We start from the raw sequence: 21,443 nt of genomic DNA, 5'->3' as shown, positions 1-21,443 counted from the left end.
GCCCGAGGCGGTGAGCACGGCGAGGAGTGCCGGTGCCGGCCCCCTTGCCGTACGCAGCGACCATATCCGAGCGCGCGGGGTCGCGCTGCGGCGGGTGGTGATCCTTCTCGCGCCGTAGGAACCGCCACCGTCCTATCAGACCACGAGCATGTCGGGCGTGACTGCCGCTTCCGTATCCGGGATGCCCAGGTCACGCGCCCGCTTGTCGGCGAGCGCGAGCAGCCGCCGGATCCGGCCGGCGATCGCGTCCTTGGTCAGCGGCGGGTCGGCGAGCGCGCCCAGCTCCTCCAGGGAGGCCTGGCGGTGCTCCAGCCGCAGCCGGCCGGCCGAGGTCAGGTGGTTCGGCGCGTCCTCGGCGAGGATCTCCAGGGCACGGGTGACCCGGGCGGCGGCGGCCACCGCGGCGCGCGCCGAGCGGCGCAGGTTCGCGTCGTCGAAGTTGGCCAGCCGGTTGGCGGTGGCGCGCACCTCCCGCCGCACCCGGCGCTCCTCCCAGGCGAGGACGCTGGAGTGGGCGCCGATGCGGGTGAGCAGGGCGGCGATGGCGTCGCCGTCCTTGACCACCACCCGGTCCACCCCGCGCACCTCCCGGTTCTTCGCGGTGATGCCGATGCGGCGGGCGGCGCCGACCAGTGCGAGCGCCGACTCCGGGCCGGGGCAGGTGATCTCCAGGGCGCTGGACCGGCCGGGCTCGGTCAGCGAGCCGTGCGCCATGAACGCGCCCCGCCACGCGGAGACCGCGCAGCAGACGTTGGCGGCCACCACGTGCGGCGGCAGGCCCCGCACCGGACGGCCGCGCACGTCGAGCAGGCCGGTCTGCCGGGCCAGGGACTCGCCGTCCTTGACCACCCGGACGATGAAGTGGCTGCCCTTGCGCAGGCCGCCGGAGGCGAGCACGTGGATCTCGCTCGGGTAGCCGTACACCTCGGCGATCTCCCGCCGCAGCCGCCGGGCCACCGCGCCGGTGTCCAGCTCGGCCTCCACGACCACCCGGCCGGAGACGATGTGCAGCCCGCCGGCGAAGCGCAGCAGCGCCGCCATCTCCGCCCGTCGACAGCAGGGCTTGGGCACGTCGACCCGGCTCAGCTCGTCCTTGACCGCCGCCGTCATCGCCATTGTGCGTCCCCTCACGGACCGGTTCCGGCGTGTCGCCGGAGATTACGTACGTGTCTAACGAGCGGCGCCCAGGACCGGCACCAGAGCGGCACCGAGGGCGGCCGGATCATGACGGGGAGTGCCGTCGGTGACCGCGACGGGGGCGAGGACCAGCCGGGCACCCAGCGATTCTGCCGCACGCCCGACCGGTTCGGGGTCACCCACCGCCTTGGAATCCCCCAGCACGAAGTCCACCTTCAACTCCGGGAGGTACCACCGCAGCTCAGCCAGGTGGTCGGCGAGGGACAACCCGAACGTCTCCTTTTCCGCGGCCAGGTTGAGCGTGACCAGCCGGCGGGCCGGGCTCGCGACGATCGCGCCGGCCAGCTCCGGCACCAGGAGGTGCGGCAGCACGCTGGTGTACCAGCTGCCCGGCCCGAAGATCAGCCAGTCGGCCGCGCCGATCGCCTCCAGCGCCTGCGGGCAGGCCTCCGGCGCCTCCGGGTTGAGCCGCAGCGACTCGACCCGCCCGGTGGTGACGGCCACCTGGTGCTGGCCGGTGACGGTGTCGACGTCGTCGGGGCGGGCCGGGTCGGCGCCCCGCACCCGTGCCTCGATACCCACCGGCTGGCAGGACATCGGCAGCACCCGGCCGACCGCGCCGAGCATGGCGCCGGCGTGCTCCAGGGCGGCCACCGGGTCGCCGAGCAGCTCCATCAGGCCGCACAGGACCAGGTTGCCCACCGCGTGCCCGGCCAGCCCGTCGCCCTGCGGCACGGTGTGGTGGCCGGCGGTTCCGGTCCGGGTGCCCGGGCCCACCCCCGCCGACACCTCGGCGAAGCGGTGCTGGAACAGCGCGGCGCTGCGCCGGGTCGACGGGTGGTCGCCGGCCAGCGCGACGAGGGCCTGCCGGAGGTCGCCCGGCGGCAGGCCACCCCGCTCGGCGCGCAGCCGGCCACTCGATCCGCCGTCGTCGCCGACGGTGACCACGGCCGTGATGTCCAGGTCGAGTTCGGGTGCGCAGCGCCGCAGCGCGCGCAGCGAGGCGGACAGGCCGTGCCCTCCCCCGAAGGCGACCACGCGAGTGGCCGTCATTCGCGCCCCAGGTCGCGGTGCTGGGCGTTGGCGGCGATGCCGGACTGCCGCAGCCGGGCGGCCAGCTCCTCGGCGATGGCGACGCTGCGGTGCTTGCCGCCGGTGCAGCCCACCGCGACGGTCAGGTAGCGCTTGCCCTCGCGCTCGAAGCCGGCGGTGGTGGCGTTGACCAGGTCGGCGTACGTGGCCACGAAGGCGTCCGCGCCCTCCTGGCCCAGCACGTACGAGCTGACCGCCTGCTCCCGCCCGGTGTGCTCACGCAGCTCCGGCACCCAGTACGGGTTCGGCAGGAACCGGGCGTCGCACACGAAGTCGGCGTCCGGCGGCAGCCCGTACTTGAAGCCGAAGGAGAGCACGGTGACCCGCAGCCGGCGGGCGTCCTCCCCGCCGAACAGCTCCTCGATGCGCCGCCGCAGCTGGTTGACGTTCAGGTGGCTGGTGTCGATGATCACGTCGGCCTGGTCGCGGGCCTCCTCCAGGAGCCCGCGCTCGACGGCGATGCCGTCGGCGAGCCGCCCTTCGCCCTGGAGGGGGTGCGAGCGGCGGACACTCTCGAAGCGCCGGATCAGCACCTCGTCGTCGGCGTCGACGAAGACCACCCGGGGCGAGAAGCCGCGCTCCTTGAGCTCCCGGATCGCCCCGACGAGGTCGGTCGAGAACGCCCGCGAGCGCACGTCCAGCACCATCGCCGTACGCCGGGCGGCGCCGCCGGCCTTCATGGCCAGCTCCGCCATGTCGAGCATGAGCGCCTGCGGCAGGTTGTCCACCACGTAGTAGCCGACGTTCTCGAGGGCCCGCGCGACCGTGCTACGACCGCCGCCGGAGACGCCGGTCACCACGACGAGGGTGGTGTCCGCCTCCGCCGGCGCCGGCTGGCTCATGGTCTCCGCAGCCGCCGTCCCGGCCGGGACACCCTGTTCCGCGGTCCGCGCCTCGCTCACCAGAAACCCCCACCCGTGACGCCACGGCCGGTCCGGCCGCGCATGGTCAGTCAGCGACTCTAACGGCTGCGACCCCACCCGGGATTCCACGGGGTGACGCCTGGAACACCTGATTGTCCGGTTACGCCGGATTCCGCACCGGCCGCGCGTCGGCCGTAGCGTCAGGGGCCGCTCGTAGACTGCGCCAATGTCCTCCCCCACCGATCAGCGGCCCGACGCGCTGGAGGCGCTGCGCCGGGTCTTCGGCTACGACTCCTTCCGGGGCTTTCAGCAGGAGGTCGTCGACCACGTGGTGGCCGGCGGCGACGCCCTGGTGCTGATGCCGACCGGTGGCGGGAAGTCCCTCTGCTACCAGATCCCGGCGCTGGTCCGCGACGGCGTGGGCGTGGTGGTCTCACCGCTGATCGCCCTCATGCAGGACCAGGTCGACGCCCTGACCGCGGTCGGCGTCCGCGCCGGCTTCCTCAACTCGACGCAGGATCTCAACGCCCGACGCGCGGTCGAGGCGGCGTTCCTCGCCGGCGAGCTGGACCTGCTCTACCTCGCCCCCGAGGCCCTCGCCGGCCGCGGCACGGTCCAGTTGCTGGAGCGAGGGCGGATCGGGCTGTTCGCGATCGACGAGGCGCACTGCGTGTCGCAGTGGGGGCACGACTTCCGCCCCGACTACCTCAACCTGTCGATGCTGCACGAGCGCTGGCCGGGCGTTCCCCGCGTCGCGCTCACCGCCACGGCCACCAGCGCCACCCGCGCCGAGATCGCGACCCGGCTGCGCCTCACCGAGGCCCGGCACTTCGTCGCCAGCTTCGACCGGCCCAACATCCAGTACCGCATCGTGCCCAAGCGGGAGCCGCGCAAGCAGTTGCTCAGCCTGCTGCGCGACGAGCACCCGGGCGACGCCGGCATCGTCTACTGCCTGTCCCGCGCCTCGGTGGAGAAGACGGCCGAGTTCCTCGTCGCGAACGGGATCCCCGCCCTGCCTTACCACGCCGGGCTGGACGCGGCGACCCGGGCGGCCAACCAGCAGCGCTTCCTGCGCGAGGACGGGCTGGTCATGGTCGCGACGATCGCGTTCGGCATGGGCATCGACAAGCCGGACGTCCGCTTCGTCGCCCACCTCGACCTGCCCAAGTCGGTCGAGGGCTACTACCAGGAGACCGGCCGCGCCGGCCGCGACGGGCTGCCGTCCACGGCGTGGCTCGCGTACGGCCTCCAGGACGTGGTGCAGCAGCGCCGGATGATCGAGACGTCGGAGGGCGACCTGGCCCACCGGCGCAACCTCGCCGCCCACCTGGACGCGATGCTCGCGCTCTGCGAGACGGTCCGCTGCCGGCGGGTGCAGCTGCTGGAGTACTTCGGCGAGACCTCCGCCGCCTGCGGCAACTGCGACACCTGCCTCGAACCGCCGGAGTCCTGGGACGGCACGATCCCCGCGCAGAAGCTGCTCTCCACGGTGTTCCGGCTCGACCGCGAGCGCAACCAGCGCTTCGGCGCCGGGCACTGCGTCGACATCCTCCTCGGCCGCACCACCGACAAGGTCACGCAGTACGGGCACGACTCGCTGACCGTGTTCGGCGTCGGCACCGAGCTGAGCGAGGCGGAGTGGCGGGGCGTGGTCCGCCAACTGCTGGCCGAGGGGTTGCTGGCGGTCGAGGGCGACTACGGCACCCTGGCCCTCACCGAGACCAGCGGCGAGGTGCTGGGGCGGCGCCGCACCGTCATGCTGCGCCGCGAGCCGGCCCGCGCGCCGTCCGCCCGGTCGGCGAAACCGCGCGGCGCGGCGACCGTGGTCGCCGAGCTGGCCCCGGCCGCCGCCGGCATCTTCGAGCGGCTGCGCGCCTGGCGGGCCGCCACCGCCAAGGAGCAGGGTGTCCCGGCGTACGTGATCTTCCACGACGCCACGCTGCGCCAGATCGCCGGCGACGCGCCGGCCTCCCTCGCGGACCTGGCCCGGATCAGCGGGGTCGGCGAGGCCAAGCTCGCGAAGTACGGCGAGCAGATCCTCACGGTCCTCGCCGACGAAGCCGCCCCTGCCTGAGCTGCGGTCAGTCGGCGGCCGGGGTCTTCGTGTCGCCGCCGAGGGCGGCGAGGATCGCCTCGGCGGTCCGCTTGCCGACGCCCGGCACCTCGGTGATCTCCTCCACGCTGGCGGCGGAGAGCCGCTTGAGCGAGCCGAAGTGCCGCAGCAGCGCCTTGCGCCGCACCTCGCCCAGGCCGGGCACCCGGTCGAGCGCGGACTCGGTCATCCGCTTCGAGCGCCGCTGCCGGTGGAACGTGATGGCAAACCGGTGCGCCTCGTCGCGGACGCGTTGCAGCAGGTAGAGCCCCTCGGAGGTGCGCGGCAGGATGACCGGGAAGTCGTCGTCGGGCAGCCACACCTCCTCCAGCCGCTTGGCCAGCCCGCACAGCGCCACGTCGTCGACCCCGAGCTCCGCGAGGGCCTGGGCGGCCGCCGCGACCTGGGGTGCGCCGCCGTCCACCACCACCAGCTGCGGCGGGTACGCGAATTTGCGCGGCCGCCCGGTCGTCGGGTCGATCAACGTGCCGACCCGCGGCTCGTCGGGGACCCCCTGCCCCGCCGGGGCGTCCGGGTCGACGCCCGCCTCACCGGTCTCGGCACGGGCGTCGAGGTAGCGGGCGAAGCGCCGCCGCAGCACCTCGGACATCGCGGAGAGGTCGTCGGTGGCGCCCCGGATGATGAACCGCCGGTACTCGCTCTTGCGGGGCAGCCCGTCCTCGAAGACGACCATGCTGGCGACGACGTCGGTGCCCTGGATCTGGGAGATGTCGAAGCACTCGATGCGCAGCGGCGACGTCCGCATGTCCAGCGCGTCGGCGATCTCGTCGAGGGCCTTGCTGCGGGTGGTGAGGTCACCGGCCCGCTTGAGCTTGTGCCGGGCGAGCGCGTCCTTGGCGTTGCGTTCCACCGTCTCCAGCAGGGCGCGCTTGTCACCGCGCTGCGGCACGCGCAGCGTCACCCGGCTGCCCCGGTGGGTGGAGAGCCAGTCGGCGAGCGCGTCGGCGTCGGCCGGCAGCTCGGGGACGAGCAGCTCCCGGGGGACGTCGGCCTCGCCGTGCTCGCCGCCGTAGACCTGGGTGCAGAAGTGGTGTACCAGGTCGCCGGTGGTCAGCTCCTCCGTCTTCTCCACCACCCAGCCCCGCTGGCCGCGCACCCGGCCGTCGCGGACGTGGAACACCTGGACGGCGGCCTCCAGGGGGTCGTCGGCGAACGCGACCACGTCGGCGTCGGTGCCGTCGCCGAACACCACCGTCTGCTTCTCCAGGGCCCGGCGCAGCGCGGCCAGGTCGTCGCGCAGCCGGGCGGCCCGCTCGAACTCCAGCTGCGCGCTGGCCTCGCCCATCTCGCGTTCCAGCTTGCGGACCATGGTGTCGGTCCGGCCGCCCATGAAGTCGCAGAAGCCGTCGACGATGGCCCGGTGCTCCTCGGCGGAGACGCTGCCGACGCACGGGGCGGAGCACTTGCCGATGTAGCCCAGCAGGCAGGGGCGGCCGACCTGGCCGGCCCGCTTGAACACACCGGAGGAGCAGGTGCGCGCGGGGAAGACCCGCAGCAGCAGGTCGAGCGTCTCGCGGATCGCCCAGGCATGCGAGTACGGCCCGAAGTAGCGCACACCCTTGCGCTTCGCGCCCCGCATCACCTGCAGGCGCGGGAAGTCCTCGTCGAGCGTGACGGCGAGGTAGGGGTACGACTTGTCGTCCCGGTAGCGGACGTTGAACTTCGGGTCGTACTGCTTGATCCAGGTGAACTCCTGCTGGAGCGCCTCGACCTCGGTGGCGACGGAGATCCAGTCCACCGACTCGGCCGTGAAGACCATCTGCCGGGTGCGCTGGTGCAGGTTGACCGGGTCGGCGAAGTAGGAGTTGAGCCGGCTGCGCAGGTTCTTCGCCTTGCCGACGTAGATCACCCGGCCGGTGCCGTCGCGGAAGCGGTAGACCCCCGGCGACTCCGGGATCGTGCCGGGCGCGGGACGGTAGGTCGAGGGGTCAGCCACGGCAGCAAGCCTAGTCCGGACCCCCGACAGCCCCCGGCCGTCGGCGCACCCCGACCGCTGATTGACGTCTTCCGATGGAAGACCGGAAACGTTACCATCCGGTTTCCGAATGTTCTTCGTGAATGATCCCCACCCCCCGGGAGATCACCATGCCGCGTACCCACCGTCCCCTGCTCGCCGGCGCCACCGCCCTCGCCGGGATCGCCGCCCTGCTGACCGCCACCCCCGCGGCCGGCACCGCCGCCCCCGTGACGGCGACCGCCGCCCGCCCGAGCGTCACCACGTTCACCCCGGACGACCACTGCCTCGGCGAGTGCGGCGACATCCTCCCGCCCGGTCAGAACGGCAACGCCACGCTGGTCGAGATCCTGGGCCACCAGACCGTCGGCACCCGGCCCAAGCACTCCGCCGACCAGCTCGACCGGTACGCCAACCTCGTCTACGGCTACGCCGGCCTCCGCGAGGACCAGATCGGCACGTTCTTCAACGACGCCTCCTTCGGCGTCCCCCCGGACCAGGTCGAGCGGGACTACTCACCCCGCGCCGACGTACGGATCGTCCGCGACAGGGCGACCGGCGTCCCGCACGTCACCGGCACCACCCGCGGCGGCACCATGTTCGGCGCCGGGTACGCCGGTGCCGAGGACCGGCTGTTCACCATGGACCTGCTGCGCCACGTCGGGCGGGGCCGGCTGACCTCGTTCGCGGGCGGCGCGCCCGGCAACCGCGCGCTGGAGCAGAGCGTCTGGCGCACCTCGCCGTACACCGAGGCCGACCTCCAGGCCCAGGTGGAGGCGCTGCGGACCAGGGGCGGTGCGCGCGGCGAGCAGCTCCACGCCGACGTACGGGAGTACGTGGCCGGCATCAACGCCTACATCGGCGCCTGCATGGCGAACCGCAACTGTCCCGGCGAGTACGTGTTGACCGGCCACCTCGACGCGATCACCAACGCCGGCGGGCCCGAACCGTTCCAGATGACCGACCTGATCGCCATCGCCGGCGTCGTCGGCGGCCTGTTCGGCGGCGGAGGCGGCAGCGAGATGCAGTCCGCGCTGGTCCGCATCGCCGCCCGCGCCCGGTACGGCCCGGTCGAGGGCGACCGGGTGTGGAACGGGTTCCGCGGCCGGAACGACCCGGAGGCGGTGCTGACCCTGCACGACGGGCAGAGCTTCCCGTACGGCGACGCCGATGACGACGCCCCCAGCGTGGTGCTGCCCGACGCCGGATCGGCGCGGGTGGAATCCGTGGTGACCGACGCGACCGGCTCGGCCGCCGGCACCGCGGCGGCGACATCGACCCGCTCGTCGGAGCTGGCCGCGGCGCTGTCCGGGCTCACCGTCGGCCCGGCCAACCGGGGCATGTCCAACGCGGCCGTCGTCTCCGCCGCACACTCGGCGACCGGCCACCCGATCGCCGTGTTCGGGCCGCAGACCGGCTACTTCGCGCCGCAGTTGCTCATGGTGCAGGAGTTGCAGGGCCCGGGCATCAGCGCCCGCGGTGCCGCGTTCGCCGGGCTCAACCTGTACGTGCTGCTCGGCCGGGGGCGCGACTACGCGTGGAGCGCCACCTCCTCGGCCCACGACATCACCGACACGTACGCGGTCCCGCTCTGCGCCCCCGACGACGCGACGCCGACCCTGGCGAGCAACCACTACCTGTTCCGCGGCCGCTGCCTGCCCATGGAGGAGATCACACAGGTCAACCGGTGGAGCCCGACGGTGGCGGACGGCACCCCCGCCGGGTCGTACAAGCTGGTCGCCCGCCGGACCAACCTCGGCCTGGTGGCGTGGCGCGGCACGGTCGACGGACGGCCGCACGCCTTCACCCAGCTGCGCTCCACCTACCGCCACGAGGCGGACTCGGCGATCGGCTTCCAGATGTTCAACGACCCCGAGCAGATGGGCACCGCCGACGCCTTCATCGCCTCGGCGAACAACGTCGAGTACGCCTTCAACTGGTTCTACGTCAACTCCACCCAGGCGGCGTACTTCAACTCCGGCCGCAACCCGGTGCGCGCGGACGGGTCCAACCCGAACCTGCCGATGCGGGCCGAGCAGCGCTTCGAGTGGCAGGGCTACGACCCGGCCACGAACACCGCCACGTACGCGCCGCTGACGGCCCACCCCCGCTCGGTGGACCAGGACTACTACGTCAGCTGGAACAACAAGCAGGCCCACGATTTCGGCGCCGCCGACGGCAACTTCAGCTTCTCCGCCGTACACCGGGGTGACCTGCTGGACCGGCCGGTACGGGCGGCGATCAGCGGCGGGCGGAAGGTCGACCGGGCCTCCCTCACCGCCCTCGTGCAGCGGGCCGGCCTGACCGACCTGCGCGCCACCGAGGTGCTCGGCGAGCTGATCCGGGTGCTGGAGAGCCAGCCCGTCACCGACGCCGCGCTGGCCGCCGAGATCTCCCGGCTCAAGGCCTGGCGGGCGGCCGGCTCGCTGCGGGTCGAGACCGCACCCGGCTCGAAGGTCTACCGGCACGCCGATGCGATCCGGACCCTCGACGCGTGGTGGCCGCTGCTGGTCCGCGGCGTGTTCCGGGCACCGCTCGGTGCGGATCTCTACCAGACGCTGGTCAACACGATGCAGGTCGACGAGCCGCCCTCCGGCCGCCACGCCGGGGACGTCGCCAACCTGCCGACCTCGGCGAACAGCGCGCAGACCCACAAGGGCTCGGCCTTCCAGTACGGCTGGTGGGGCTGGGTCGACAAGGACCTGCGCGCGGTCCTCGGCGAGCCGGTACGGGGCGGCCCCGGCCGGGCCTTCTGCGGGGACGGGAACCTCGCCGCCTGCCGGCAGGTCCTGCTCGACACGCTGCGGACGGCGAGCACCACCTCGGCGGCGCAGGTGTACCCCGGCGACGAGCACTGCGCCGCCGGCGACCAGTGGTGCGCCGACGCGATCATGCAGTCCCCGCTCGGCGGCATCACGCACGAGAAGGTCGCCTGGCAGAACCGGCCCACCTTCCAGCAGGTCGTGTCGTTCCCGGCCGGGCGCGGCGACACCCTGCCGAACCTGGCGGCGGGCCGGCCGGTGACGGCGTCCAGCAGCCAGTTGTTCCACGGCCCCGGCCGGGCGGTCGACGGCGACGACCGTACGCGCTGGGCCAGTGCCTGGTCCGACGACCAGTGGCTCACCGTCGACCTCGGCGCGGCGCGGCAGGTCGGCCGGGTGGTGCTGGCGTGGGAGGCGGCGTACGCCCGGTCGTACCGGATCGAGGTCTCGACCGACGGGAGCACCTGGCGCACGGCGTGGTCGGCCACGGCCGGGGACGGCGGCACCGACGTGGCCGCCTTCCCCGCCGGGACGGCCCGGTACGTGCGGATGCGCGGGCTGACCCGGGCCACCTCCTACGGATTCAGCCTGTGGGAGATGGCGGTGTACGCCCGCTGAGACGGCGCACGGCCGGCGCGGGCGTTCCCGCGCCGGCCGTGCGACCGGGGCCTGGTCGCCGGGCCCGCGTCACGGCGTCCCGGGTCAGGCGAGCGCGATCCGGTCGCCGTCGACCGTGACGTTCTTCGGCGCGAGGGGCTGGGTGGCCGGGCCGGCCTTCACCGAACCGTCCTCGATCGAGAACTTGCTGCCGTGGCAGGTGCAGTTGATCGTGCCGCCGTCGACGTTCGACACCGGGCAGCCCTGGTGGGTGCAGATCGGGTCGAAGCCCTTGAACTGGCCCGGCGACGGCTGGGTGATCACGACGCCCTGGGCGGCGAAGACCGCGCCCCCGCCGACCGGGATGTCGGTCGTCCGGGCCAGGGACTGGGCGCCCTGCCGGTCGCCCCCGCCGGCGTCGCCGGTGTCGGAGACGGCCGCGCCCGGGCTGGGCGCGCCGTCACCGGAGTCGTCGCTCCCGCAGGCGGCCAGGACGACCGCCGCGCCGACGGCACCCGCGCCGGTCAGCAGCGCCCGACGGGTCTGCGTGCCCGGTCCGGTCAGCGCCTGATCGTCACTCATGCCTCGCCCTCTCCTCGACACACGCCGCTCGTGATGATCCGCGGCCCTATCCCGGGTACACGAACCACTCTGCCCGACGGTTCACCCGATCGGCGACCGCGCCGTCGGCCGCGATCGCCAGGCCGGCCGCCGCCGGCCGCCGCCGCCCGCCGCCGCCCGCCGAGCCTCGGGCCGTCGGCCGCGCCTCCGGAAGCGGTCGCCGCTCCGGGCGCCGAGCCGCGGTCGCCGAGCCGCCGGCCGGCGAGCGTCAGCGGGCGCCGGCCGGGACCTTCCGTGCCGTGCGGGTCTTCGCGCCGTTGGCCTTGGCCGCCCGCGAGGTGGCCGCTGTGGCGCCCTTCGCCTCGCCGTCGAGCCTGAGCACCTGGCGCAGGAACTGGCCGGTGTGGCTCTCGGGCACCTCGGCGACCTCCTCCGGGGTGCCGGTGGCGAGCACGGTGCCGCCCCGGTGACCGCCCTCGGGGCCCATGTCGATGATCCAGTCGGCCGTCTTGATCACGTCGAGGTTGTGCTCGATGGTGATCACCGTGTTGCCCTTGTCGACCAGCCCCTCCAGGACCATCAGCAGCTTGCGGATGTCCTCGAAGTGCAGACCGGTGGTCGGCTCGTCGAGCACGTAGACCGTCCGCCCGGTGGAGCGCTTCTGCAACTCGGACGCGAGCTTCACCCGCTGCGCCTCGCCGCCGGAGAGCGTGGGCGCGGGCTGGCCCAGCCGGACGTAGCCGAGACCCACGTCGACCAGCGTCTTCAGGTGCCGGTGGATGGCCGGGATGGCGGAGAAGAACTCGGCCGCCTCCTCGATCGGCATGTCGAGCACCTCGGCGACCGTCTTGCCCTTGTAGTGCACCTCCAGGGTCTCCCGGTTGTACCGGGCGCCCTTGCAGACCTCGCACGGGACGTACACGTCGGGCAGGAAGTTCATCTCGATCTTGATCGTGCCGTCGCCGGAGCAGGCCTCGCAGCGGCCGCCCTTGACGTTGAACGAGAACCGGCCGGGGCCGTACCCCCGGACCTTCGCCTCGGTGGTCTCGGCGAAGAGCTTGCGGATGTGGTCCCAGACGCCGGTGTAGGTGGCCGGGTTGGAGCGCGGGGTCCGGCCGATCGGCGACTGGTCCACACCGACGACCTTGTCGACGTGCTCCAGGCCGGCCACCCGGGTGTGCCGGCCCGGCACCAGCCGCGCGCCGTTGATCTGGTTGGCCAGGACGGCGTGCAGGATGTCGTTGACCAGGGTCGACTTGCCGGACCCGCTGACCCCGGTGACCGCGATCAGTTGGCCCAGGGGGAAGTTCACCGTCAGGTTGCGCAGGTTGTGCTCGCGGGCGCCGTGCACCACCAGCTCCCGCCCCGGCGTCTGCGGGCGACGCTGCCGGGGCGTCGGGATCTCCTTGCGGCCGGACAGGTACGCCCCGGTGACCGAGTCCGGATTTTCCAGCAGGGCCGGCACCGACCCGCTGTGCACGATCCGGCCGCCGTGCTCGCCGGCGCCCGGGCCGATGTCGACGATCCAGTCCGCGGTGCGGATGGTGTCCTCGTCGTGCTCGACCACGATCAGGGTGTTGCCGAGGCCGCGCAGGCGGACCAGCGTCTCGATCAGCCGGTGGTTGTCCCGCTGGTGCAGGCCGATCGACGGCTCGTCCAGCACGTACAGCACGCCGACCAGGCCGGAGCCGATCTGGGTGGCGAGCCGGATGCGCTGCGCCTCGCCGCCGGAGAGGGTGCCGGCGGGGCGGTCCAGGGACAGGTAGTCCAGGCCGACGTCGAGCAGGAACTTGAGCCGGGCGTTGATCTCCTTCAGGACGCGCTCGGCGATCAGCTTCTGCCGGTCGGTCAGCTCGATGCCGGCCAGCAGCTCGGCACACTCGCCGACGGACAGGTTGCAGACCTCGGCGATGCTCTTGCCGGCGAGGGTGACCGCGAGCACCTCGGGCTTGAGCCGGGCGCCACCGCAGGCCGCGCAGGGCACGTCCCGCATGTAGCCCTCGTACTTGTCCCGCGACCACTCCGACTCCGTGTCCGAGTGGCGGCGCTCGATCCACTGCACCACGCCCTCGAAGCCGGTGTAGTAGGAGCGCTCGCGGCCGTACTTGTTCCGGTACCGCACGTGCACCTGGTCGTCGGAGCCGTGCAGGATCGTCTTCTGCGCCCGCGACGGCAGCGCCCGCCATGGCGTGTCGACGTCGAAGTGCTCCGCCTCGCCCAGGGCCTCCAGCAGGCGCAGGAAGTATTCGAGGTTGTGGCCGGTCGCCCAGGGCTGGATCGCGCCCTCACGCAGCGTGCGCTCGGGGTCGGGGATCACCAGCTCCGGGTCGACCTCCTTCTTCGTGCCCAGGCCGGTGCACTCGGGGCAGGCGCCGTACGGCGCGTTGAAGGAGAAGACCCGGGGCTCCAGGTCCTCGATGGCGAGGGGGTGGTCGTTGGGGCAGGCCAGGTGCTCCGAGTAGCGGCGCTCCCGGTCCGGGTCGTCCTCGGGCAGGTCGACGAAGTCGAGCAGGACGATGCCGCCAGAGAGCCCGAGCGCGGCCTCGACCGAGTCGGTCAGCCGCTGCTTGGCGCCAGGCTTGACGCTGAGGCGGTCGATGACCACCTCGATCGTGTGCTTCTCCTGCTTCTTGAGCTTCGGCGGCTCGGTCAGCGGGTGCACGACGCCGTCGACGCGGGCCCGCGCGTAGCCCTTGGCCTGGAGCTCGGCGAAGAGGTCCACGTACTCGCCCTTGCGGCCGCGCACGACCGGGGCGAGCACCATGAACCGGGTGCCCTCCGCCATCGCGAGGACCCGGTCGACGATCTGCTGGGGACTCTGCCGGGAGATCCGCTCGCCGCAGACCGGGCAGTGCGGCTCGCCGATGCGGGCGAAGAGCAGGCGCAGGTAGTCGTAGACCTCGGTGATGGTGCCCACGGTCGACCGGGGGTTACGCGAGGTCGACTTCTGGTCGATGGACACCGCGGGGCTCAGGCCCTCGATGAAGTCCACGTCCGGCTTGTCCATCTGGCCGAGGAACTGCCGGGCGTACGACGAGAGCGACTCCACGTAGCGGCGCTGCCCCTCGGCGAAGATCGTGTCGAACGCCAGGCTCGACTTGCCCGACCCGGACAGCCCGGTGAACACGATGAGGGCGTCCCGCGGCAGGTCGAGACTGACGTCACGCAGATTGTGCTCGCGCGCGCCACGGATGATCAGTCGGTCGGCCACGGTGCGTGTACTCCCGGGTGCAGAAGATGGGGTGGATCTGTCCGCCCGACGGCCCGTACGAGCGGTTGTGCGGGCGCGGGAACGCGCCTGCGCAAGACTAGCCCTGAGGTACGACAACGTCGCCGGCCGGCACATTCCCCCAGGTCAAGCCGGTCCGGCGGACCGCCGGCAGCCGGACACCGGGTGCCGGCGGGTCAGAAGTCCCCCGCCGCGGGCGGCCGAGCGGACCGGCCCGCCCGCCGGCGCGCGCCACGCCAGCCGCCGCGCCGTTCGGCGGCGAGCCGGACGTCGCGCCGCCGCGTCTCGTACGTCACCTCGCGTTGCAGCCGTCGCCAGCTCTCCCACCGCCGGGCGGTCAGCTCCCCGGACTCCAGCGCCTCCCGGACCGCGCACGCCGGCTCCCCGTCGTGCCCGCAGTCCGCGTACCGGCAGCCGGTGGCGAGCGCGGCGATGTCGGCGAACGCCCGGTCCAGACCGGCGGAGCCGTCGAGCAGGCCCACCGCACGTACGCCCGGGGTGTCGAGCACGGCCCCGCCGCCCGGCACCGGGACCAGCGCCCGCCACGTGGTGGTGTGCCGGCCCTTGCCGTCGACCCGGCGGATCGCCTGCGTCGGCATCATCACCGCCCCGGCGAGGGCGTTGACCAGGCTCGACTTGCCCGCGCCGGACGGGCCGAGCAGGCCCAGCGTCCGGCCCGGCGCCACCTCGGCGCGCAGCGGGTCGAGCCCGTCGCCCCGCTCCGCGCTGACCGGCAGCACGGGCACGCCGGGCGCCACGGCCGCGATCTGCCGGGCCAACGCCGCCGGGTCGGGGGCCAGATCGGCCTTGGTCAGGACCACGAGCGGACGCGCGCCCGACTCGTGGGCGAGGGCGAGCAGGCGCTCGATCCGCCCGATGTCCGGTTCCGGGTGCACCGGCTCGACCACCGCCGCGGCGGTCAGGTTCGCGGCCAGCACCTGGCCGCTGGCGTCCTTGCCGGCGGTACGGCGGATCAGCGCGGTACGCCGGGGCAGCACCGCCTCAACCGTGACGTTGCCGTCCGGCCAGGTGGCGAGCAGCACCCAGTCGCCCGCGCAGGGCAGGCAGGTCAGGTCGTGTGCGGCGGCGGCCAGCACGGCGCCGCCGAGCGTGGCGCGGACCGGCCCGTCCACGCCGAGGACGGTGCACACGCCGCGGTCGACCCGGGTCACGCGGCCCGGTCGCCGGTCGGTGCGCCGTCGTACGTCACTCGCCCGGTCGGCGTCCCAGCCGAGGGCGGTCAGGTCGATGGTCATGGCGTCCTCACGGGTGTGGGTTCGGATGGCTCACGCGTGCGCCGACCGGCACGATCACCACCTCCTCCGACCTCCCGGTGCCGCGTTCGACGCCGACGGTAGGGCGCGCGGCGACGCGCCGAAAGCGATTTCCGTTCCTCTCATGACGCAGGGGTGAGCTCATGATCGGATGCCCTCTCTTCTTGCGCTGGTCAACCCTGCCACGCCACTCAACCCAGAGTTCGGAATCACTCGTCTAGTCCACCAGCAACAGTTGACAACCCCGGCGACGCATCGGCCCGCGACCGATAGGGTCGACACGTGACCACGGATCCGCTTCTGCTGACCGGCGAGGTGGACGACGCCACGGCCCGCCTGCTGCGCACCGCGGCGACCTTCGACGAGGCTGAGCTCGCCGCACCGTCCCTGCTGCCCGGCTGGACGCGGGGCCACGTACTGGCCCACCTCGCCCGCAACGCCGACGGGTTCGTCAACCTGCTGACCGCCGCACGCACCGGGGAACGGATCCCCATGTACGCGAGCGCGGCCGCCCGTACCGCCGACATCGACGCCGGGGCGCCCCGCCCGCCCGCCGCGCACCTGGACGACCTGCGGCGCACCGCGGACCGGTTCGCCGAGGCGGTCGCGGCGATGCCGGTGGAGGCGTGGGGTGTCACCGTGGAGACCCGCCGCGGGCCCTGGCCGGCCGCGATGCTCGTCTGGGGGCGGTTGCGGGAGATCGAGGTGCACCACGTGGACCTGGCCGCCGGTTACCGGCCGGCCGACTGGCCGGAGGCGTTCGGCCACCGGCTCCTGCACGAGGTCGCCACCGGCCTGGCCGAGCGCCCCGACGCGCCCCCGATGGTCCTGCGCTTCGACGGCAGCCGGCACGAACTCGTGGTCGGCGACCGCTCGGCCGCCCCCACGGTGACCGGCGCGGCCCCGGAACTCGCCGTCTGGCTGATCGGCCGCAGCCCGGGCACCGTGCTCACGGTCACCCCCGACGGTCCGCTGCCGACCCCACCGGAATGGATATAGACGACCCATGACCTACACCGGAGACGTCACGCCCGGCGGCCCGCCGGCCGTACGCGACCTCGACCGGCTCACCATCACGAAGCTGTCGGTGGGCCCGATGGACAACAACGCCTACCTACTGCGGTGCCGGACCACCGGCGAGCAGGTGCTGATCGACGCGGCGAACGAGGCGCCCCGGCTGCTCGACCTGGTCGGCGACGGCGGGCTCACGGCGGTGGTCACCACCCACCAGCACATGGACCACTGGGTGGCGCTGGAGGAGGTGGTGGCCAAGACCGGCGCCCGTGCGCTGGTGCACGCCGAGGACGCGTCCGGGCTGCCGATCGAGGCGGAGACGCTCGGCGACGGCGACACCGTGCCGGTCGGCGACTGCGCGCTGGAGGTCATCCACCTGCGGGGCCACACGCCCGGCTCGATCGCCCTGCTCCACCGCGACCCGGCCGGCGTCCCGCACCTCTTCACCGGCGACAGTCTCTTCCCGGGCGGCGTCGGCAACACCGACAAGGACCCGGAGCGCTTCGGCCAGCTCATCGACGACGTCGAGCACAAGTTGTTCGACCGGCTGCCCGACGAGACCTGGTTCTACCCGGGCCACGGCAAGGACAGCACCCTGGGCGCCGAGCGCCCCGCCCTCCCCCAGTGGCGAGCCCGCGGCTGGTAGCGACCTTTAGATCAACCTCCACCCTGGCCGGCGCCGCCCGCCCACCGACACCGACGGTCACACCGGGACCACGTGAGGGTGGGGCCGACCGTGCCCGGCGGAGGGATCAAGCCTGACCGCCCGGAGCCGGGCACGGTCGGCCCCACCCCCAAGCGCAACCACCAGGCACGGTCGGCCCCATCCGCAACCGCAACCACTCACACCGACAGCAGCCGACGCCGTGTCGACGCCAGCACGACGCCGGCCAGCGCGGCGCCGACCCCCATCGTCACCACCAGCGGGCTGGGCTCGCCGGGCAGCAGGCCGGCGAGCGACCGCGCCACCGTGCCGAGCAGCAGGTAGAGACCGGCCCAGGCGGCCGCGCCGAGCGCCGCGCAGCCGAGAAAGCGCCGGTACGACATCCGCAGCCCGCCCGCCGCCAGCGGCAGCAGCGCGTTGAAGACCGGCAGGAAGGGCGCCACGAGCACCATCCGCCCGCCACCGCGGCGCAGGATCCCCTCCGCCGCGGTCCAGCGCTCCTCGCCGATCCAGCCGCCGACCCTGCTGTGCCGCAGCCGGTCCCCCCAGCGGCGGCCGGCCAGGAAGCTCAGCGACCAGCCGGCCAGGCAGCCGGCGACGACGGCGGTGAAGGTGGCCAGGCCGGCGATGGGGCCACCCACCCCCACCGCCGCGAGGACCGCCACATCCCCCGGAACCAGCACACCCAGCAGCGGTACGGCGTCGAAGATCATCACCACCCCGAGCACCCCCATCAGCAGGGTGGTGGGTAGCTCTCCGACCTGGGCCAGCCAATCCGCCATGCCACGTACGCTATGGCCGCCGGTCCACCCGGGACATCGGGTCGGATCCCCCACCGTCCCCTGGTCCCCGCCTCGGGGTCGTCCCTGATCCGGTCATCCGGGCCGCAGGACCTGCACCCGGCGCAGCGGCGGCCCCACGCTGGGTTCCGTGACCGGCACGAGGTAGTCGGCCACCACCACCAGACCGTCCGGCGGCCGGTGGCCCCGCCCGGGGTCGCCGACCAGTACCTCGGCGCCGGCGGTGGCGGCGCGGTGCAGGAACGGCAGCACCCGGGCGGCCATCCCCGCGTCGTAGAGGACGTCGCCGGCGACCAGGAGGTCGACCGGGGACGGCGCGGTGTCGAGCAGGTCCTGCCCGGTGGCCCGCACCGCCACCCGGTTGACCCGGGCGTTGACGGTGACGGCGGCGACCGCGTACGGGTCGACGTCGTTGGCGACCACGGCCGCGCCGGTCAGGGCGGCGGCGATCCCGACCAGGCCGGAGCCGGCGGCGAGGTCGAGGACCCGGCGACCGGCGGCCAGCTCGGGGTGGTCGAGCAGGTGGCGGGCGAGCGCCTGACCGCCGGCCCAGACCGACGCCCAGTACGGCGGTGGCAGCGCCCGTCCCGCGCGGGCCTCCATCCGCGCCCACCAGACGATCGGGTCCTCGGCGACGTGCAGCCGAACCTCGGGGACGAACGGGGTGGGCACCAGGCACAGCCGGTCCAGACCGGCGCCGGGCGCGTCGATCTCCTGTTCCAGGTCGACCAGCGCGGTCGCGACTCGGCTCACCGACGCAAGCATGCCGCACTCGGCGGCCCGCCACGCCGGGTCTGCCGAGCCCGCTTCCGAGAGTTCACCACACCGCCTACGGCACTTCGCCCGGCAGATCGGGGTTTGGGCGGTTACTGTCGGGAAGGTACCGGGCGATCATTGGCCTACGGCCGCGGTCGCCTGCTTGGGAACAGGGAGAGATGCATGGCAACCGGCACCGTCAAGTGGTTCAACGCGGAAAAGGGCTTCGGCTTCATCGAGCAGGACGGCGGAGGGCCGGACGTCTTCGTCCACTACTCCGCGATCCAGTCGAGCGGATACCGGGAGCTGAACGAGGGCCAGAAGGTCGAGTTCGAGGTGACCCAGGGCCAGAAGGGCCCGCAGGCGGACAACGTCCGTCCGATGTGATCCGTGGCGGCGACGGCGGCCGCACCCGGCCGCCGTCGCGCACGGTCAGACCGTGAGCGGCGCCACCGGCAGGTCCCGGCGGTGGCGTAGCGGACCGGCGAGCAGGATCAGCGGCGTGAGCGCCAACCAGCCGGTCATCACCGCGATCGCGGGGCCGGCTCCGAGGATGCTGGCGAGCACGCCGCCGGCGAGGGCGGCGACGGGGATCGTCCCGTAGTTCAGCAGCTGCATGCTGACCGTGACGCGTCCCAGCAGGTGCTGCGGGGTGTACGTCTGCCGGAAGCTGCCCTTGAGGACGTTGCCGACCGCGACCCCGAAGCTCACCAGGGCGCCGCCGAGGGCCAGGCACCCCAGCCGCCAGCCGGGTGCCGCGAGCGGGATGAGCAGGGCCGGCGGCCCGGTGAACGCCGCGGCCACCAACAGGGCGCGCGCCGTCCCGCACCACCGGCCCACGGCTGTGGCCAGCACCGCGCCCACGATCCCGCCGGCGCTCATGGCCGCCAGGAGCAGACCGACCAGCCCCGGCGCGAGGTGCACGTCGCGGACCAGGAAGACCACCATCAGCGCCTGGTAGCCGGTCAGGCCGAAGTTGCTGGCCGCCCCGAAGACGGTCAGGACCCGGAGGTACGGGTCACCGGCCACGACGCGGACGCCTTCGGCGATCTCGCGGCGCAGCGAGCGGCTCTCCCGGGTACGCGAGGGGCGGCGCTCGTCCACCCGGATGCGCGACAGGCAGAGGGCGGAGAGCAGGAAGCTCACCACGTCCAGCAGGAGCGCGGCCACCGCGCCCACGGCCTGCGCGACCACACCGGCGATGCCGGGGCCGAGCAGGTAGCTCCCCGTCCGGGTGGCCTGGAGGCGGGCGTTTCCGCCCGGGACCTGCTCGGGACGCAGCACCACGGGCAGGTAGGCCTGATCGGCCGTCTCGAAGAAGACCTTGGCCAGCCCGGCGCCCAGGGCGACCGCGAGCAGCTGGCCGATGGTGAGCACACCGAGCCCGGCGGCGACCGGGACGCTGAGGAACAGCGCCGCGGACAGCAGGTCGCAGGCGATCATCACGGGGCGACGCGGCAAGCGGTCCACCCAGGCCCCGGCGGGCAGACCGACCAGCAGCCACGGCAGCCACGCGGCCGCGGTCAGGACCGTGACGGCGAACGGGGTGGCGTCCAGCACGGCGACGGCCACCAGCGGCAGCGCCACCACGGTCACGTTGCTGCCGACGCTGCTGGCCGCGTGCCCGATCCACAGCAGGCGGAAGTCGCGCTCGTGCCGCAGTCCCCGTACGCCCGCTCTTGCGCAATGGCTATTGCTAAACCGTCGACCCGGCCGCGCCGACGCTCAGGCGGCGCGCCAGCTCGTCCGCCACCTGCTTGGCGAGGGTCGGGGGGATCGCCGCGGCGATCTTCTCCGGGGTGAGGCCGGCGAGGACCCCCTGGATGATCGCGGGTTCGTCAGTGAAGTCGCGCGCCGCGAGCTGGGTGAGCTGGTTCCGGAGCGCCTCCACCTGGCCGGGCAGCATGCGCACCTGGTCCAGGACCTCTCCGATGGTGACGCCGGAGCGTCCGATCGGGGTGTTGTGCACGGCGGCCTTGATGATGGGCTGGTCGGCGTCGGTGAGCGGCATGTCGTCCTCCAGGAGTCCGATGCTGGCGAGGTAGCGGCGGAACAGGGGGGTCTGGTCCCGGCCCGCCTTGATCGAGTCGCGGAAGAAGCTGAAGTGGGTGTGCCACAGGTGGGAGTTGTCGCCGGTGGTACGCCGGCCGAGCCGGTCCCACCGGCGGACGGTCCGGCCGTCCGGGCTGTAGATGATCTCGCGGATGTCCCGGGCATCCGGGGCGTTGGCGACGCACTGCTGGACGCACCAGACCGAGAAGGTGCGCAGGGTGTGCGTACCGCCGCCGGAGCCGACCTGGAAGAGCCCGACGTCGAGCGCGGCGGCGTCGAGGGTCAGCCCCGACGAGTCCCGCGGCGACTCGACGACCGAGTAGTCGTTCGCCACCACCCGGTCGGATCCGCAGTGGTAGCCGCCCCGGTGGTTGCTGTCGCCGACGATGCCGACCTCGGCCGGTTCGAGGTCCTGGCTCCGGACGGTCTTCGGGTCGACGTTGAGGTGGGCGAGGAGCAGGCCGCGGAGGGCCAGGAGGTTTTCCGGAGCCCGCGTCATGGGTCCCCCTTGCGGATGGTCGGGGGCCGGGCACGACGGTGACACCGCGTACGTGGTGTGGGGGCTTCGCGAGCGG

The 21,443-nt window shown here is 73.5% G+C and carries 16 protein-coding genes; 5 read left to right on the top strand and 11 right to left on the bottom strand.

Features of this window, described 5'->3' with window-relative positions; genetic code table 11:
• Positions 1-135 precede the first annotated feature (135 nt).
• Genes whiA through rapZ form a run of 3 tightly spaced genes read right to left on the bottom strand, consistent with a single transcriptional unit; the run spans position 136 to position 3,071 of the window.
• Positions 136-1,116 (bottom strand): DNA-binding protein WhiA, encoded by a 981-nt coding sequence (gene whiA / locus HCJ94_RS10650; protein WP_168000811.1) that lies wholly within the window; start codon positions 1,114-1,116, stop codon positions 136-138.
• 54 nt (positions 1,117-1,170) lie between these two features.
• Entirely contained in the window at positions 1,171-2,190 is a 1,020-nt protein-coding gene (locus HCJ94_RS10645; protein WP_168000810.1) for a gluconeogenesis factor YvcK family protein, read from the bottom strand.
• Positions 2,187-3,071: an RNase adapter RapZ gene (gene rapZ, locus HCJ94_RS10640; RefSeq protein WP_168000887.1), complete on the bottom strand. Its 885-nt coding sequence runs from the start codon at positions 3,069-3,071 to the stop codon at positions 2,187-2,189. The genes HCJ94_RS10645 and rapZ overlap by 4 nt, the downstream gene beginning before the upstream one ends.
• A 247-nt stretch (positions 3,072-3,318) precedes the next feature.
• Here rapZ and recQ point away from each other — a divergent pair, with 247 nt between their 5' ends.
• The gene (gene recQ, locus HCJ94_RS10635; RefSeq protein WP_168000809.1) at positions 3,319-5,166 is read left to right on the top strand and encodes a DNA helicase RecQ; all 1,848 of its coding nucleotides are present in this window, start codon (positions 3,319-3,321) and stop codon (positions 5,164-5,166) included.
• A gap of 7 nt (positions 5,167-5,173) precedes the next feature.
• Here the strand turns inward: recQ and uvrC are convergent, their stop codons facing one another.
• Positions 5,174-7,141: an excinuclease ABC subunit UvrC gene (gene uvrC, locus HCJ94_RS10630; RefSeq protein WP_168000808.1), complete on the bottom strand. Its 1,968-nt coding sequence runs from the start codon at positions 7,139-7,141 to the stop codon at positions 5,174-5,176.
• A gap of 149 nt (positions 7,142-7,290) precedes the next feature.
• Between uvrC and HCJ94_RS10625 the strand changes: the two genes are divergently transcribed.
• Positions 7,291-10,539, top strand: a complete 3,249-nt coding sequence (locus HCJ94_RS10625; RefSeq protein WP_168000886.1) for a penicillin acylase family protein — start codon at positions 7,291-7,293, stop codon at positions 10,537-10,539.
• 84 nt (positions 10,540-10,623) lie between these two features.
• Here the strand turns inward: HCJ94_RS10625 and HCJ94_RS10620 are convergent, their stop codons facing one another.
• From HCJ94_RS10620 to rsgA, 3 genes are all read right to left on the bottom strand, one after another.
• On the bottom strand, positions 10,624-11,100 hold the full coding sequence (locus tag HCJ94_RS10620; RefSeq protein ID WP_168000807.1) for a Rieske (2Fe-2S) protein: 477 nt from the start codon (positions 11,098-11,100) through the stop codon (positions 10,624-10,626).
• A 247-nt stretch (positions 11,101-11,347) separates the two neighbouring features.
• Positions 11,348-14,290, bottom strand: a complete 2,943-nt coding sequence (uvrA, locus tag HCJ94_RS10615; protein WP_168000806.1) for an excinuclease ABC subunit UvrA — start codon at positions 14,288-14,290, stop codon at positions 11,348-11,350.
• A 194-nt stretch (positions 14,291-14,484) separates the two neighbouring features.
• Positions 14,485-15,564 (bottom strand): ribosome small subunit-dependent GTPase A, encoded by a 1,080-nt coding sequence (gene rsgA / locus HCJ94_RS10610; protein ID WP_168000805.1) that lies wholly within the window; start codon positions 15,562-15,564, stop codon positions 14,485-14,487.
• Positions 15,565-15,864: 300 nt separating this feature from the next.
• On the opposite strand from rsgA, the gene HCJ94_RS10605 reads away from it, so the two are divergent.
• Complete coding sequence (locus HCJ94_RS10605) at positions 15,865-16,581, top strand: maleylpyruvate isomerase family mycothiol-dependent enzyme (RefSeq protein ID WP_168000804.1); 717 nt, start codon at positions 15,865-15,867, stop codon at positions 16,579-16,581.
• Positions 16,582-16,588: 7 nt separating this feature from the next.
• Positions 16,589-17,242: an MBL fold metallo-hydrolase gene (locus HCJ94_RS10600; protein ID WP_168000803.1), complete on the top strand. Its 654-nt coding sequence runs from the start codon at positions 16,589-16,591 to the stop codon at positions 17,240-17,242.
• 197 nt (positions 17,243-17,439) lie between these two features.
• Here HCJ94_RS10600 and HCJ94_RS10595 read toward each other — a convergent pair whose 3' ends face one another.
• Both HCJ94_RS10595 and HCJ94_RS10590 read right to left on the bottom strand, forming a co-directional pair.
• The gene (locus tag HCJ94_RS10595) at positions 17,440-18,042 is read right to left on the bottom strand and encodes a DedA family protein (RefSeq protein ID WP_168000802.1); all 603 of its coding nucleotides are present in this window, start codon (positions 18,040-18,042) and stop codon (positions 17,440-17,442) included.
• Positions 18,043-18,135: 93 nt separating this feature from the next.
• On the bottom strand, positions 18,136-18,813 hold the full coding sequence (locus HCJ94_RS10590) for a class I SAM-dependent methyltransferase (RefSeq protein WP_168000801.1): 678 nt from the start codon (positions 18,811-18,813) through the stop codon (positions 18,136-18,138).
• 186 nt (positions 18,814-18,999) lie between these two features.
• Between HCJ94_RS10590 and HCJ94_RS10585 the strand changes: the two genes are divergently transcribed.
• Entirely contained in the window at positions 19,000-19,203 is a 204-nt protein-coding gene (locus HCJ94_RS10585; protein WP_168000800.1) for a cold-shock protein, read from the top strand.
• A 45-nt stretch (positions 19,204-19,248) separates the two neighbouring features.
• Here the strand turns inward: HCJ94_RS10585 and HCJ94_RS10580 are convergent, their stop codons facing one another.
• Positions 19,249-20,454, bottom strand: coding sequence for an MFS transporter (locus HCJ94_RS10580; RefSeq protein ID WP_168000885.1), 1,206 nt, complete (start codon positions 20,452-20,454; stop codon positions 19,249-19,251).
• A 58-nt stretch (positions 20,455-20,512) separates the two neighbouring features.
• Positions 20,513-21,367, bottom strand: coding sequence for a hypothetical protein (locus HCJ94_RS10575; protein WP_168000799.1), 855 nt, complete (start codon positions 21,365-21,367; stop codon positions 20,513-20,515).
• Positions 21,368-21,443: the final 76 nt, after the last annotated feature.

Source organism: Micromonospora thermarum (genome assembly GCF_012034245.1).
Classification (GTDB): domain Bacteria; phylum Actinomycetota; class Actinomycetes; order Mycobacteriales; family Micromonosporaceae; genus Micromonospora; species Micromonospora thermarum.
Note: the sequence above shows the minus strand (reverse complement) of the source record. Positions and strands in the feature narration are given on the sequence as shown.

Bases quoted from the DNA above. Each gene is read 5' to 3' on its own strand.
- recQ (WP_168000809.1), top strand. From the start codon at position 3,319: ATGTCCTCCCCCACCGATCAGCGGCCCGACGCGCTGGAGGCGCTGCGC.
- rsgA (WP_168000805.1), bottom strand. From the start codon at position 15,564: ATGACCATCGACCTGACCGCCCTCGGCTGGGACGCCGACCGGGCGAGT.
- HCJ94_RS10585 (WP_168000800.1), top strand. From the start codon at position 19,000: ATGGCAACCGGCACCGTCAAGTGGTTCAACGCGGAAAAGGGCTTCGGC.
- HCJ94_RS10595 (WP_168000802.1), bottom strand. From the start codon at position 18,042: ATGGCGGATTGGCTGGCCCAGGTCGGAGAGCTACCCACCACCCTGCTG.
- HCJ94_RS10645 (WP_168000810.1), bottom strand. From the start codon at position 2,190: ATGACGGCCACTCGCGTGGTCGCCTTCGGGGGAGGGCACGGCCTGTCC.
- whiA (WP_168000811.1), bottom strand. From the start codon at position 1,116: ATGGCGATGACGGCGGCGGTCAAGGACGAGCTGAGCCGGGTCGACGTG.
- HCJ94_RS10600 (WP_168000803.1), top strand. From the start codon at position 16,589: ATGACCTACACCGGAGACGTCACGCCCGGCGGCCCGCCGGCCGTACGC.
- HCJ94_RS10620 (WP_168000807.1), bottom strand. From the start codon at position 11,100: ATGAGTGACGATCAGGCGCTGACCGGACCGGGCACGCAGACCCGTCGG.
- HCJ94_RS10575 (WP_168000799.1), bottom strand. From the start codon at position 21,367: ATGACGCGGGCTCCGGAAAACCTCCTGGCCCTCCGCGGCCTGCTCCTC.
- rapZ (WP_168000887.1), bottom strand. From the start codon at position 3,071: ATGAGCCAGCCGGCGCCGGCGGAGGCGGACACCACCCTCGTCGTGGTG.
- HCJ94_RS10625 (WP_168000886.1), top strand. From the start codon at position 7,291: ATGCCGCGTACCCACCGTCCCCTGCTCGCCGGCGCCACCGCCCTCGCC.